This is a genomic window from Proteus sp. G3927 (genome assembly GCF_963894685.1).
Taxonomy (GTDB): Bacteria; Pseudomonadota; Gammaproteobacteria; order Enterobacterales; family Enterobacteriaceae; genus Proteus; species Proteus mirabilis.
Genome location: NZ_CAWQGX010000018.1, coordinates 76,375 through 91,536 on the forward strand (window position 1 = coordinate 76,375; position 15,162 = coordinate 91,536).

At 35.3% G+C, this 15,162-nt stretch carries 12 protein-coding genes; 6 read left to right on the top strand and 6 right to left on the bottom strand.

Features of this window, described 5'->3' with window-relative positions; all coding sequences use genetic code 11:
• Positions 1 to 7: 7 nt before the first annotated feature.
• Entirely contained in the window at positions 8 to 550 is a 543-nt protein-coding gene (umoA, locus tag AACV00_RS06050) for a flagellar biogenesis regulator UmoA (protein ID WP_004246526.1), read from the bottom strand.
• A gap of 214 nt (positions 551 to 764) precedes the next feature.
• On the opposite strand from umoA, the gene AACV00_RS06055 reads away from it, so the two are divergent.
• The 6 genes from AACV00_RS06055 to AACV00_RS06080 all read left to right on the top strand — a co-directional run bounded on the left by AACV00_RS06055 (position 765) and on the right by AACV00_RS06080 (position 9,433).
• On the top strand, positions 765 to 1,736 hold the full coding sequence (locus AACV00_RS06055) for a nitrilase family protein (RefSeq protein ID WP_161680114.1): 972 nt from the start codon (positions 765 to 767) through the stop codon (positions 1,734 to 1,736).
• A 124-nt stretch (positions 1,737 to 1,860) separates the two neighbouring features.
• Positions 1,861 to 2,748 (top strand): LysR family transcriptional regulator, encoded by an 888-nt coding sequence (locus tag AACV00_RS06060; protein ID WP_004249779.1) that lies wholly within the window; start codon positions 1,861 to 1,863, stop codon positions 2,746 to 2,748.
• Positions 2,749 to 3,162: 414 nt separating this feature from the next.
• Positions 3,163 to 3,963, top strand: coding sequence for a Slam-dependent surface lipoprotein (locus tag AACV00_RS06065; RefSeq protein ID WP_036908603.1), 801 nt, complete (start codon positions 3,163 to 3,165; stop codon positions 3,961 to 3,963).
• A 174-nt stretch (positions 3,964 to 4,137) separates the two neighbouring features.
• Positions 4,138 to 5,490 carry a surface lipoprotein assembly modifier gene (locus tag AACV00_RS06070; RefSeq protein WP_152134546.1) on the top strand — a complete coding sequence of 451 codons (1,353 nt, stop codon included), beginning with the start codon at positions 4,138 to 4,140 and terminating at the stop codon, positions 5,488 to 5,490.
• Between the two features lie 34 nt (positions 5,491 to 5,524).
• Entirely contained in the window at positions 5,525 to 8,602 is a 3,078-nt protein-coding gene (locus AACV00_RS06075; protein WP_161680116.1) for a TonB-dependent receptor domain-containing protein, read from the top strand.
• A gap of 27 nt (positions 8,603 to 8,629) precedes the next feature.
• On the top strand, positions 8,630 to 9,433 hold the full coding sequence (locus tag AACV00_RS06080; RefSeq protein WP_161680118.1) for a TonB family protein: 804 nt from the start codon (positions 8,630 to 8,632) through the stop codon (positions 9,431 to 9,433).
• 53 nt (positions 9,434 to 9,486) lie between these two features.
• On the opposite strand, the gene AACV00_RS06085 is transcribed toward AACV00_RS06080, so the two are convergent.
• The 5 genes from AACV00_RS06085 to AACV00_RS06105 form a co-directional block, all read right to left on the bottom strand.
• Positions 9,487 to 11,343: an insecticidal delta-endotoxin Cry8Ea1 family protein gene (locus tag AACV00_RS06085; RefSeq protein ID WP_237612835.1), complete on the bottom strand. Its 1,857-nt coding sequence runs from the start codon at positions 11,341 to 11,343 to the stop codon at positions 9,487 to 9,489.
• A 136-nt stretch (positions 11,344 to 11,479) separates the two neighbouring features.
• Positions 11,480 to 12,409: a metallophosphoesterase gene (locus tag AACV00_RS06090; RefSeq protein WP_004246518.1), complete on the bottom strand. Its 930-nt coding sequence runs from the start codon at positions 12,407 to 12,409 to the stop codon at positions 11,480 to 11,482.
• Positions 12,410 to 12,593: 184 nt separating this feature from the next.
• A complete protein-coding gene (locus tag AACV00_RS06095; protein WP_004249773.1) occupies positions 12,594 to 13,058 on the bottom strand; it encodes a DUF1097 domain-containing protein in 465 nt (154 codons plus the stop codon).
• A 402-nt stretch (positions 13,059 to 13,460) separates the two neighbouring features.
• Entirely contained in the window at positions 13,461 to 14,774 is a 1,314-nt protein-coding gene (locus AACV00_RS06100) for a type II toxin-antitoxin system HipA family toxin (protein WP_036908598.1), read from the bottom strand.
• Positions 14,775 to 15,032: a helix-turn-helix domain-containing protein gene (locus AACV00_RS06105; RefSeq protein WP_049203075.1), complete on the bottom strand. Its 258-nt coding sequence runs from the start codon at positions 15,030 to 15,032 to the stop codon at positions 14,775 to 14,777.
• Between the last annotated feature and the right edge of the window lie 130 nt (positions 15,033 to 15,162).

The following is a 15,162-nucleotide window of genomic DNA, read 5'->3' on the forward strand; positions in this document are numbered from 1 at the left end:
ATATATATTAATATGTAGACCAATTTGTTATATTTATAGGTCTATCCCAGCGGTTAAAACGCAATCCTTTGCCTGTCCTATTTCCATGTGTATCTAAAATCTCATAATACTCTTCAACTATTTGGCTACGACCGCGTTGCCATTCATTGGTGGTAGCAGCAGGATCGATTAAATAAATATCACCGACAACGGTATATAACTCACCTAAATAACGAACTTTACGTGTGGTGGTGGTGGAATAGTGAGAGAACATCACTTGGTAGGTTTTATAGTGTTCAGGTTGCCCATAAGGGCCATATTTCATCGCAATATAGCGAATTCCTTTAGTACCAACAGGACTCGTGCCACCTGGCGTTGGCATATCGGGTGTAATATTAAAAAGAGTATAACGTGAGCCAACCGTTGGTTGCCTTAGCGCTTGGCGATAACTATAGCTATCCATTCCTGAAGCTGTCCATGTTCTATCCACCAGACCATTTCCTGCCCAACAATAGCAAGATAAGGCGAGTAAAGGGAATGAAAGAGGGATAAACAAGGCTCTAGCCAACATAAATACTCCTTTTTATTAGTATTATGATGCCAGAAAACTAGGGTGTTATTCCGTAAAATAACGCTATAACAGCGTGCCATTTCTGATGCTTATCCCTTTCCATTCCAAAAGGTTATTAAAAACAGAAAATAATTGATTATATTTTGGACAAAAAAAACGTTTAGATAATAAAGGTGAAAAGGTGATAAATAAGACAGTGTAGAGGTAACCGTTTATGAACCCATTAACGACATTACGTGTTGCAAGCGTACAACTACAACATAAGGCTAATGATAAAGATTATAATTTAGCCAAAATACATCAGTTTATTGAGATGGCTGCCAGTGAAAAAGTGAATCTTCTAGTATTTCCTGAAATGTGTATCACGGGATATTGGCATGTCCCTAAATTACCGGCGCAACAGGTTTATGCATTAAGTGAAAAACTGGCTGATAGCGCATCATTAAAATCCATTAAACAAAAAGCACAACAGTATGCAATGGCTATTGGTGTTGGATTAATTGAACGGGATAACAATAATAATTTGTATAATACTTGGGTTGTTTGTATGCCTGATGGTTCATTACAAAAACATCGTAAATTGCATGCATTTGAACATCCGGTTATTTGTAGCGGAGATCAATACACCGTATTTGATACCCCATGGGGAATTAAAATGGGTATTTTAATTTGCTGGGATAATAATTTAGTTGAGAACGCACGGGCGACGGCGTTATTAGGGGCAGATATTTTATTGGCTCCTCATCAAACTGGCGGAACCCACTCTCGTAGTCCACACAGCATGAAACCTATTCCAATGGCGTTGTGGGAAAATCGTCAGCAAGATCCACAAGCGTTACAAGCTGCTTTTCAAGGTGAACATGGCAAAGGATGGCTAATGCGCTGGTTACCTGCTAGAGCTCACGATAATGGTATGTTTATCATCTTTAGTAATGGGGTTGGGCGTGATGAAGAAGAGGTGAGAACGGGTAATGCGATGGTTATCGATCCTTATGGACGTATTGTAAAAGAATGCTGTGCGATAGAAGACGATATGGTCGTTACGGATATTGATTTAACGCTTTTGCCTGAATCAACAGGGAGACGCTGGTTAACGGGCAGAAGACCAGAGCTATATCAGATCCTCACCACTCGACAAGGTAATGAACAAGATCCGATTTCCGTTCGTTTTGGTAACAAAGACTAATAGAGATAATTATAAAAAGAGCATAATTATTTATCAGGCAAAAGATTAACACCTAATATTAATTTTACTAATTTATTTTATGTTAGAATAATAAAAGAAACTAATATAGGTTTGATGATAAATAATGGATACACGTTTATTAAATGCTTTTGTGGTGTTAGCTGATACAGGGCACTTTGGTGAAGCTTCCAAACAGCTTTGTATTAGCCAACCCGCATTAACTAAACAGATTAAAACGTTGGAATCACAACTGGATATCGTGTTGTTTGAGCGTGGTCGCCATGGTGCAAAGCTCACGCAAGAAGGACAATATTTACTCAATCAAGCTCAAGTGGTATTACGGGAATCCCATATTTTAGAAAAACAAGCTCGTCAATTAGTTGAGCCACAAAAAGTCTCACTTTATGCGGGATTCGGTCTGTCATCATTAAGTTTTATTACTTCACTATTGGCGAGATTTAATCAAATTGAGCCAAATATTAGCGTCAATATTGATGATATGTCTTCTCATAAAATGGAAGAAAAATTATTAATAGGTGAACTTGATGTGGCTTTTTCTCGTTTACCCGTTATGCCCCCTTTACAAGGGATAGCGTTGACACAAGAGCAACTGATGTTAGCTATTGCAACACAACATATTACGGTGTTGGAGGCAGATTATAACCCATTACATTATTTTGATTCATTAGGGCTTATTCTACTTGCCCCAGAAAAAGGGAAAAAACTGTATCAGCAGATACATGCTTTTTTACAACAGCATAAACTAGCACCGCGTTTATTACAGCAATCTCAAGATATTCAGACCCAATTAGCGCTAGTCGCAGCTGGATTAGGGATAGCATTAGTGCCTAAAAGCGCGCAATTAATTTGTGATAAACAAAGAGTCACATTGTTACCTCTATCTGGGTTATACACACAATGGAAAATTGGTGTAATTTGGAATAGTAATATTAAAAATAAAGAACGTGATCTTTTTATTAAAATAATTACTGAAAAAATTGATATTAAATAAACAATTAGCTTTCTTTATTTCTTTTAATATAAATATTCTATTTCAATTTTTAGTCTCTATTAAATATTAATTAGTTTTAAAATAAATAGGAATGATCAACTGAGATCACTCTCACAAAAAATAAACATAAGTTTATAAAGGTTTTATTTAAGCTTTATGATAAAAAATAATTTAAAACATTAAGTTAAATGATTTTTGTTTTGTTAAATGTATTTAATGGGAATTAGCGTGCTTTAAAAGATCTATTTACAATAAAATAAGAATGTTTAATATCAAAGGGCAGTCAACTCAAGAAAGGTACTTGCCTTGTTTTAATATTGAGTAAGAAAGAGAGAATTAAAATATCTCTCTCATGGATAATTTATTAGTGATAATAAATTATGATCTTATGTAATAAATAATAAGGAAGTTATTATGAAAAAAATAAACATTTTTACGGGTACTCTATTTGTTTTATCTAGCATAAGTATGGCACAAGCAGAAATCCATTCTAATCAAAGTGGCCCTTTAACCACCATGAGTGTGGGGGCGAGTGATCCCGTGACTCATGGCCCTCATCAATCAGCAGGTGGGGAGCCGGGTGTTGGTATTTCTAATCTATATGGGGGTAAAAAAATTGGTTTTGCGTCATTAACACCAAATAATATGAGTGGTGGGGCGGATAGCCATGGTGTTTATACTGTCCAATCTAATCATCATCATAATAATCTTGGCGTTTTTCATTTTTCACAGGTGACTGATGCCAATGTCTATTTTGGTACTTGGGCAAAAACAGCCGCTGTTACAGATATCACTCATCAGTCTTATTATGTAGGTAAAGAAGTTACTAGTACGCTACCGACAGACAGTGCAACTTATACCGTAACAGGTATCAGTCAATATAGTGGTGATAATTTACTGTCTGGTACTTTTGATGTTGATTTTTCACAAAAGACAATTGGTGGTTCACTGGCTAATAACCTACGTACTGTCGAGTTAGAACGTGGCAATATTTATACCGCAAATAACCAAGTAACCTTCTCTGCAGATGCAAAAGAAGATACCACATCAGGTATTGTTGAAGGGGCTTTTTTTGGTGAAAATGCTGAAACATTGGCTGGTATTGTCGTCTTCCACACCGATCATACTAAAGATATTGGTTTTGGGGGAAGCAAAAATAGTGCTGAAGTAGATACTGCAACAGATAGCGTAACAGATAGTGCAGAAGCCTCTTAACGTTAGGTTTTAAGTTCGGAGCTTAAAAACAATTTAGTCCTTTTACATACGTGGTATTAGTGGTCATTAAGCTAGTTTTTAGCAACAGATAATCAAATATACGGTTATCTGTTTTTTTTTGCCTTAAAAAACGGATTGTAAGGAATAGATCTATTGTTATTATAAGGATAAACCATGCATTATTATCAAAGGCTAATAAAGTCATTATTTATTATTAATATCTTATTTCATTCGTCACAGGGGGCGGCAACACAACCTAATCAAGAGCCGCTTAATAAAGAGAAGGTCGCTCAATTAGGTCAACAACTGTATCATCATTTACAGCAACAGCAGTGGTATCAAGCGGAAAAACTATTAGTTAATTATCAGCAATTACCATTACACGAAACTTTATTAGTCTATTATGCTCAAGCACTATTAGCACAGAAGAATGGTAATTTCTTACAAGCTGAATTTTATTATCAGCAGCAACTTAAGCAGCAAGCAGATTTTATTCCGGCACAAACAGGCCTAATTCAGCTCTACTTTTCTCAAGGAGAATATAAAAAAGCACAATACCAGCTAAATCAATTAAGTCGTTTATCGGGATTATCACCTACCATTAATCAAGCAATTATCTATTATCAGAAACAGCTTAACGATTATTTTAAAGCTAGGCGTTTTTATCAAATCAGTTTTTTTTATGATGATAATATTAATCATGCACCTTATCTTGATGAGCAAATTGTTTCGCAATCAACGCAAGTCATCATGACCAGAAAAGGCGCTCAACCTATAGCATCGATGGGGGTTAGTCATCTTTTTTCTTTCTATCAGCCCACTTTTATTTACGCTAATAATACCCTATCAGGCTATTTTTCAGCACGCTACCGTGATTATTTTGCATATAAACAAGCTAATTTTACACATTTATATACTCAATTAAGTTATCAGTACCAAAAAAAGGATTATCGGTGGACTTTATCCCCCTATTATGAAATAAAATCACCTAAAAAGGCGTTTGAGTATCAATCTATTGGGGTATATACCGGGCTATTTTTCTCCATTAATAAATATCATTCTATTAATTTATCTATAAATTATTATATAAAGAAATATAATAAAGAATTAATAAACTTAAATAATCATAAGCAGCTATATGCTATTAGCTATTACTATACATTAGCAGAGAATGTTCAATTAGTTAATCAATTAAACTATTATAGTAGTCGTAAAAAAAATACTTTATTAAATTATCAGCAATATGATATAAAAACGGGTGTTTATTACTTATTACCAAAAAATTGGCAAGTTTCTCTTTCTTTACAATATCAATTTAAAAGTTTTAATAATTATAGTCCATTATTAAATAAGAAAAGAGAAGATAATGGTTTTGTTTTTACAACAACTATTAAAAATAAAGCACCTATTATCTGGGGTTTTTATCCAGCAATAGAATTAAGTTATACCCGTAGATTAAGCAATGTGGATTGGTTATATCAATATCAGCAGCATGAAGTCTTATTTAAATTAGAAAAACAATTTTAAGCATGACTTCTTTATTAATTAAGTAGGTAACACAATGCATGTAGTGCTTTTTCACAAACGTACGTTAGTCTCCATGATGGTTTCACTCTCCTTATTTTCTCTCAATAGTTATTCCAAGACGAAGGATAATACAACCGATCTTGGACAAATTCAGGTTGCAGATAATTTAGAAAAAGATCAACAAGGTTATGCTCAAGTCTATGAAAAGGATGTGGCTAATATTTATTTAGGTAAAGCCCTTATTGAACGTTATCAAGGGGTATCGCCTGCAGATTTATTTAAAAGCGCGATAGGTGTTTATAGTGGTGAAGCCCGTAATGGAGGAGCATTGGATCCGAATATTCGTGGTATTCAAGGCCAAGGGCGTATCCCCGTTACTGTGGATGGTACTGAGCAGGCGATTACGGTTTATCGTGGTTATAGCGGTGCATCTAATCGTAACTATATTGATTCAAATTTGATAAGCAGTATCTATATAGAAAAAGGCCCTTCACTTAATCCTAATATAAAAACAGGGATTGGCGGAGGGGTTGCCATTAAAACATTAGATATACGTGATATTGTGCCCATTGGTGAGTCTTTTGGCATTAATTTTAAAGGGGATATTAGTAATAATGCCACAGGCTATAAAGATATTTATATCAATATGATTGAAGATTATCGTAATTATCCAAAATTCTATCATAAATATTCTTTTTTAACTGATCCCGCATTAGAAATAACACCTGAAAAAAATAAAGATTTAAAGTTTAATGACTATGCGTTTCGTATTGGAATAGGATTTGAGAATGAAAAATTTAATTTACTCTTTGCATATGCATTACGTGAAAAGGGAAATTATTTAGCAGGTAAAAGAAATAAAGACGATTATCTTAAAACAGATTACATGCATGAGATACATGCTACAGATCATAAATTCAGGTTAACACCTTATGTGCCTTTTATTGCTCATATTTATCGACCTGGTAATGAAGTGCCAAATACATCTAATCGTAACCGCTCTTTTTTAGTAAAAGGAACTCTATTTCCACAACAAGCGCATCGTTTCTCCATTAATTATCGATACACCGATTTATTATTTGGCGACATTATGCCATTACGTTTAAGTTGGGCTCGTTATGAAGAAAATTTAGTTAATCAATGGCCTTTGGCAAATATTACACAACAAGCAGGCATATTAACCTATCAATATAAACCAGAAGATAAAAAAACAGATTTATTACTGCGTTTATGGGGCAATTTAACGACAGGAAATACTAATACTCGAGGAGGAGCACCTCGACAACCTAAGAATAGAGATATAACTAATGATTTTGATCGATATTTATTTATGAAATCAAAATCTGAAAGTGGTATGAGTTATGACACTGATACTCGTTTTTTAGATACAGCTTCTCTATATCAAGATAATAATCGTTATGGTGTTGATTTTTCATCGTTATTTAAATTATCACCTCAGTTTTCTATTTCTTTTTCCGGTCAATATCAATTGGAAAAATTAGATAGTCATGAGCTTGAACTTCCCATGGGTTTTGATTTCGTGACCGAGGGGCGAGCAGGGCAACGTCATGAAGTCAATTTAGCGTTAGCCACAGATTGGAAACCATTACCCTGGTTTGCGATGAATATTGGCGGTAAATATCATTACTATCATCTGACGGATACCTTTTTAAATAATAAACGGAAGAATAGGGTTAAAAATTACGAGAAAACAGCCCCTATCCGCGGTTATCTGATCTCTTATCGACGAGTATTAACGCCAGAAGAGTATTTACTCTATCGCGCGGTTAATAAAATTGATGTCGATACTTTACCTGACGAGTTAAAAAATTACCGAAGTTCTGCTGAGCTGAGTAAAAAAATTAGAGACTTTCAACAAGCGGATTTAGTTTACCCTGAAGGTGGCGCTTTGCTAGAGGAAATCAAGGAGCAGATTGTTAGGCCATATCTTCAGAGAATACAGCATGATATGGAGCATGAAGATTTTCTTCGTAATAATCATGGAAAGATGCAAATAAAAAACGCTAAAGCCATCCCGATGAAAAGAGAGTTTAGCCTTTGGTTATTTGATGAAAATGGCGTGCTATCTAAGAGTAAGAATATTTTACTTAATGGTTTTCTTGATATGGAGGAAAAAGTCCCTCATCCAGTGACGGGGGAGTTAGTCTATCGCTTTGAAAAAGATGTTATTAATCCTCAGGCATTTTCTCTATCAGAAGATATTCAAGATCCCTACGCACTGGAGCCTAGCTATCAGCATGGCGCATTTTCCCCTTTAATCTCTGCCACCCTTTATGCCAACGATATGGTGCGTTTTTATGGCCGTTATACTGAGCAATTGCGTTTGCCTAACTTATTTGAAGATACCAGTGGTTTTTCAGGCTCTAAAGCTCGCTATTATGGTTTTAAGTTAAAGCCAGAGCGAGCCAAAAGCAGTGAGTTTGGTGTGGTTGTTGATTTTACGCATTGGTTGAATATAGAGCGCCACGCTGATATTAAAATTAATTACTTTAAAACGAACATTGAAAATGTATTTGATAGAGATGCTAATTGGCAAATTAGACAGTTAGAAAAACAAATATTAGAAGGTGTAGAGTTACAAGCCCGGTTTGATAATGGATTTATTTTCTTTGATACCGCATTAGTGTATAGCCATAAAAATAAAGTCTGTGATGAAAATGCTTTTTATGAGCTTGATGCATCAGGATTATCGGGTATTAAAAACTGTATGACAGGGGGATACCCTGGCGGATTTTTGCGCACCTCAATGCAGCCTAAATACTCAGTTAACCTACATTTAGGCACGCGCTGGCTAAATGATAAATTAGAATTAGGTAGTCGCTGGCTCTATTCATCAGAAGTTGAAAATAAAGATGAGAAATGGCTTAAAGAAAATTTACCTAATAGCTATTTTGGCATAAATAATAATCCGATGCGTTGGGCAAAAGTATTTACTATTGATGCTTATGCAACTTATCAATATAGCCCCAACTTAGCTTTTGAAATAACAGGAAGTAATTTATTAAATGAATATTACATTGATCCGCTGACTCGTTCTGGTATGCCGGCACCAGGAAGAAGTTTGCGATTAGGTGTAACAGCCCAATTTTAATACAAGGATAAAATAGGAGTTTTATTTATGTTGGCACTTTCTGTCAGACAGCCACTTAATATTTATTATTGGCTCATTGCGATATCATTAGTTTATATCAGTTTATTGAGTTGGGTACTTAATTCATGGTCTATGACAGAAAGTGCGCACCATATTGATCAGCAACAGCAAAATACATTATCGGTCTATCAGGTGATGTTTTCGCCACCTAAACAATCTACTACCATGATTGAACCGAGAATAAAGATCGAGTCACAACAACCACCTATTGCACTACCAAGAAGTGAGAACGGTGAATTTATTGAAGCGCCCAAACAACCCGCAAAAAAGCGTCAACAACAACCGGCCCCAATAACACCTAAAGCGATAAAACAGGTAAAAAAACAGCCAGTAGTAGAAAAAACAGTACCTATAAAACCACGTGATTTAACAAATCACAACATAGTTCAAAGTACATCACAACCATCAGCAGAAAACTTAACACAGCATACCGCGAGTTCATTGGCAGGGAGCAGTCGTGCATTAAGTGAAAATGGTATTGGGCAGGGAGAGTCTGAAAATCACTATATCAGTTTATTGCGTCGAGAAATTGAGCGTCATAAGCGCTATCCTGCGCAAGCTCGTCGTATGCAAGATGAAGGGCTGGTTGTTGTGCGTTTTTCATTAACCGATGAAGGCTATATTTCATCCGTTGTACTTGAGCAGACCTCAGGGGTGGCATCTCTTGATAATGCTGCACTTGCCGCGGTAAAACGGGTAAAACCAATTGGCCCGAAACCTAATAACTTATCTGATCCTTTAACTATCTCGTTAAAATTTCAATTAAATTGAATAAAAAATACCTAAGTCAATATCACACTTAGGTATTTTATGGAAATAAAACATTAGAATAAAACAGTCATATCAGCCAACAAGGTATTAGGCTCAAAGAAATAGAGATGAAAATAGAGATTTTTTTGATCTTCTTGACTAAAAATACAAGATAAATCAATTTGATAAGTATAAAAATAACTTTTATTATCGGAAATAGGATGATTAAGTAATGGGGTTATTTTATAAATAATATTATCTTGATCTGTGGTGAGCTTAAATTCAGCAGAACCAATAATAGTGCCTTGGGTCGCATCGCCCGTTCTTGCCACTATGGCTAACGATTGTTCCTGCGTAATTGCACACTGTAATAACAAGGTGATTTTTTGTGATAAACCTACTTTGCCAATCGGCTCTTCGGATGGTAAACAAAAATAAGCATCGTGATTTAACAAAATACAATTTTTCCCCACTAACATATCACTATAGCCATATTGAGCTTTGCTTAATTGAGTCATAAATCCATGATTTAAATCGAGTTCATAGCTCTTTTTTGCTGTGGGTAAATGATTTTTAGTGTCAAGAGGTAAGGATGCATAACCATCATAAAAACGAAATATAGGTGCAGATTCAGTTAACCAAGCTCCTGAGTCAGCTTGACAGCTTTTTCCATTGTGACGACTTAAATAAAGATTTACGCCATTAAAGCAGTAGCCAGGAATATTAAGATACGATTTATTATCTCGATTACCTTGACCGATAGTAAAACTATTATTGTTAACATCATCAAGTACCATATATTTTAACCCTCCCCAAGGTGTGTCAGAAATATAGCGAACGGAGGGTAAAATTTGTGTTGGTGACAGATAGGCTTTCTGACTGTCTGGGGTAAAAAATGTGTCGTTTTTTATAACATCATGGCTATCTCCTGCCACGCCATTACAGCCTTCATATTGAAAACTATCTACCTCTTTTTCAGGTGTTAAGTAGTTCTGTTTTAAACGGATCACTGCATCAATATGAGAGTAGGATTCAATACTTTGTAGCATGGATGTTCTATGTAATATATCTTTTCCCATCTCAACGTAAGTCTTGTAATAACTGATTTTTGGATCATGGCTATAGTCATTTCCATAAAGCTCTAAGCTATTCCAACGAGCAAAGGGGGTTGTAAATTCAATTTCAAAACTACGTTTAACCCAAGTTTGATAGAAAGATAAACCAGAAGTATAGATACCCACTAAAAAAGTATTACATTTATTATAATCATCTTTAAAAACTTGGGAGGTCTGCTGATAAATGGCTTTATGAATATTGGCGTTAAATTTATCAATGCTGTTTCTTAATGTTTTTAGATTATTTTTGAAATAATCCTCTTCCAGAGCAAGTTTTTCTTTATTGGTTAATATATCGCAATGGGCGGCGACAAAAAGTGCGCAACAGTGGCAATAAAAGGGCAATCCTGCTGATTGTGCTAAATTTAATACTAATGGTTGTTGAGCGATAATTGTCGAAATCACATCATCAAAACGGTTAAGAACTTGTTCCCGTAAATCTCGTAATTGTTCTTCTGAATAATGCACATTGGGGTCAAGGTAACGAGCGAGAGAATCTGAAAATAATTGATAAACGTCGCTAATACCTTCTGTGGTAAGTTTAATGATTTTTATATTGTTATCAGTGATTTTAGCATCAATAATACGAGAGACATGGGCAATAATTTGCTCAGCTAAAGAGCTATCTTTCATATTTTTATTCATGAGGCCAAAAAGCGCGGAAGTAATTTTTGAAAGTACTCCCCCAACAACGGGTATTAGACCAATGATATGACCCACGACCACTTCACCCACCATAATAGGCGCATTAAGCGGATCTTGTTGATTAAATTCATCCACAACAGTGGGTAATATATTACTGTTGCGATTAATCATATCTAACATCCCATCCTTTAAGTCCTCATATTCAATGCAGGTTAAAGGTTGAGTGCAGGGGAGTGACGAAGGGCTTATTGATATTTTTAACGGATTTAAATGCATAAAAGAGACTCCTTCTCTGTTGTAGTATTCTTTAATTCCATTTTTCTATTAATTGAGGTGTACCTGATAAGCCGTTATAAACAGTGATAGATAGTTCAGTACCACGGATTTCTACGGCTAAATAATCTCCTTTAAATAGCGCACCACTATTATAAACCGGGACATCGCCGAAGATCTCACTGCCACCATAACGGTTATCTTGACCAACATAATGGGTATGTCCAACAAATACCGCCTTTACCCCGTAATGTTCTAGCATATATTTAAAGAAGGTCAGCTCTTCTTGAGATGATTTTTCTGGGAAGTGTTGGTTTCCATCATGGAAGTTTAATATGATGGTTTTATTGCTATTTCGCGCCTGAATTAAATCTTTTTCTAACCAATCAATAGAATCTGTGACATTAATGGTTGAAGCTGACCAGTGATCGAGCACCACATGATAAGTGGGATAATTTTGTAATTGTACAAAATGAATATCACCATATTCCCAAGAGTAAGCCTTACTACCTGAATATTCGCTACTATCGTATCTAAAATTACCTGAAGTTGCATAATTACGATACTCTTCAATACGGTAGTGCATATCAAAAACCATGCCCCTTGCACAGGCATTCATACTGTAATCGGCATTACTCGGCTCTGCACAGTCACCCACATTGTTTTGATAATCGTGATTACCAAGTCCAACATAGGTATTAAATCCTAAAGGTGAAGGGGCAAACAGTGCACGAAAACTTTCACGTTGGGAGCGACGGCCAAATTCTGTTAAGTCACCATTTATAATGCCAAAAGCAAAAGATTTTTCACGGTGTAATGCTTGAATACTGTCTCTAACGCTTTTTACGGTGGTTTCCCAACGGGATTGATCATTATTGGGGTCATTATTATCCAGATCTAGACGCCAAGGTTGTGGATCTGACATGACAATAATATTGTAATCAGTAGATTGTGTTGTTGTCATCGCGATACTCCTCGTTACATTTTTATCGGTTAGCCTCCTTTTTGACCTAAATAGCCATAAACTACAATTGCAAAGTTTATTAGTGGACTGTGAGAAACATTGGAGAAAGTAGTGAAAAAGAGAAAGCGGCGCTCTAGAAATAAAACCTATAGAGTTACCGCTTTTTCATGGTGAGGTAAATTGATTAAATGGCTTTCTTCTGTGATTTATTCGCGATCCACAGTCCGCTCATTTTCATCGAGTAACCAAATAAAATACCGAGAATGAGTGAAGGGATAGTTTGTGTTAAATGACCTTGTGCGGCAAAAATAGTACATGCGCCAATAAAAGTACCCGGAATATAAGCCAGTAATGTGCTTTTAGCTTGCACACACATTACAAAGGCAATTACACCGGTGACGGCGTAGCCAAAAATCGCACTATCATTAAACAGTTGGCTACCATAAATAATCGCTAATGCCCAAATAACACCACTCATAATAGTCGCAATCGTCACGACTAAGCCTTTAAAACCTTCTTTAGGGTAGGCGAAATAAGCCGTGCAACCTAAAAAACCAGCCCAACTTAATAAGTCAAATTGGCTAGCAACAAATGCCCAAATGGCAGAAAGAATGCCTGTTGTCAGCGCAGTAAAATAAAGCGTTCTCACGATAGACTCTTAAAAGTAGTGGGGATATTTACCCTGTTAACTAAAGGTGAAGTTTAGCATTGTCATTAGTTGATTTACTATATTTAGATCATTAAACATCATAATTTAAATAACAATTTTTTTGCTATCTGAAATCTATTTATCTATTGAAAAATAAAAAGATAAAGTAAACGATTGCTTTATTAGATTTGTAGTTAAATAAAAAATAACTAAGTATGTTGTTTGATATATATTATTAATAGGTTAATTAAAATCGAGTATTAAATAATATAATAAATAAAAATAATTAATTTATGACACTCTTTTTGAAAAAACGTATTACCTAACTTTATATCGTATATATGCAATTTTTACCTGCTATAACCGGTAAAGTAATATTTACACGCTATAGCAGGTAAATGGCTAAATGTTAGCTAATCTAACAGCGCGTGCTTTCATTCCATCTAATATTGTATTGCTAATCTCAGAAGGGAAATCCTCGGGTAATTGCTGTTTTACGCGTTGTATGACATCGTCCATTTCTTGATAAAAATAACGAAGAATATCGCTCATTAATGAAGGATCGAAACCAACAGCTTCAGCTGTTTGGTAGAAATGACGAGGAAAAATTTGTTCTATTGCGTATTTTTTGCCTCGGCTTGCTTTTAATCCCATAGCAAGTTTTGCATCTCGTGGATTAAGTCCTCGTCCTCCGAAATTGGGATAGATGGACATAATGTCATAAAGGGGAGTGAGATGGAAACGTCCTTCTTGGTTGATAAAAACAGAAAAATTCTTTGCGTGTCCATCCGTTGCAGCCAAAAGCCAAAATAGCACTTGTGCCTTCATAAAATGAAAACGATCTTGATCGGCATTTGATGAGCCAAGTAAATATTTCATAATATCGATAATGCCAGGCCCTCCTTCATTTTCATATTTTAGCGCAGAAGGTATATTTAAAATTTGGCAAAAATCTTCTTGAGGTAAACGTATTATCCACGATTTATCAGATGAATATTTTCTATCAAAACGTTCTACAGCAAGCGCTTTAACATTTTTTGTTTTAATAATAGAGCAGTGGGGGACGGGAAGATCAAATTCTTTGGCAATTAAGGTACAAAGATACTCATTTTCTACACTATTGGATAAATCCATTGTATAAGAATGACTTTCAATAACACCAATTGGCAGTTTAATAATATGGGTAGTTGGTGTGTTATTATGTGGCACACACCAATGATTATCTTTTAAAAGTAATGCCGTTTTTTCTTGTGCTCCAGCGATGGAAATTCTGAAATCAGTATATTCTTTAAGCATACCAAGTGGAGTATTGGATTTATATCCTAGTAGAATTTTTTCAAGCTCAATATCATTGAGTTTTTGATATTCTATTTTTTTGATATTCGCAGGCGTACTGCCACTAGGAAGTAACCTTAATGCACCAACAGTATCTGCACCGATAGCCGCTAATAGGTCAAAGGGTTGATTTGAGTTCGCATTATAGCGACTCACAATACGATTTCTAATTTCAGTATTATCAGGTAACAGATTATCAAAGAAATTATAGACACAGTCTCCTTGATATTCTTGAAGCTGTAATGGCATCGAAAGAGAGATGGGACGACTTCCTGGTTGATTAACCCAATCTTCAGTATATTGGAATGAATGCGCACCTGAGCTTTTTTTAGTAAAGATGCCCACATAGTATTCATTCATATATACATCAAGACTCGCCATTTACCACTCCTCTTTCCATTCACTTTTGTGTGCTAAATTATTTTTAGCATCTTTAGGATGAATTTCCATCTCTAAATTTAGTGCGGAGAGCAGTTTGAAAAAGGTTTCTAGTTTGGTGGAATTAGGATTAATTTCAAAATTGGACACGGTATCTTGTCGGATCCCTACTTTTTGGGCGACTTTACTTTGAGACAGTTTTTTTGTTAATCGGACATCTTTTAGATGCACACTGAGTTGATAGGCATTAATTATGATCATCATCTTCTACCGGTTATAGGCGTTAATATCTAATATACCGGTTATAGCGTGTAGATCAAGATTTAATGGTTATAGCGTGTAGAGCTATAATTACCTGCTATAGCCGGTGAAGTTTGGGCGTTCAATACAG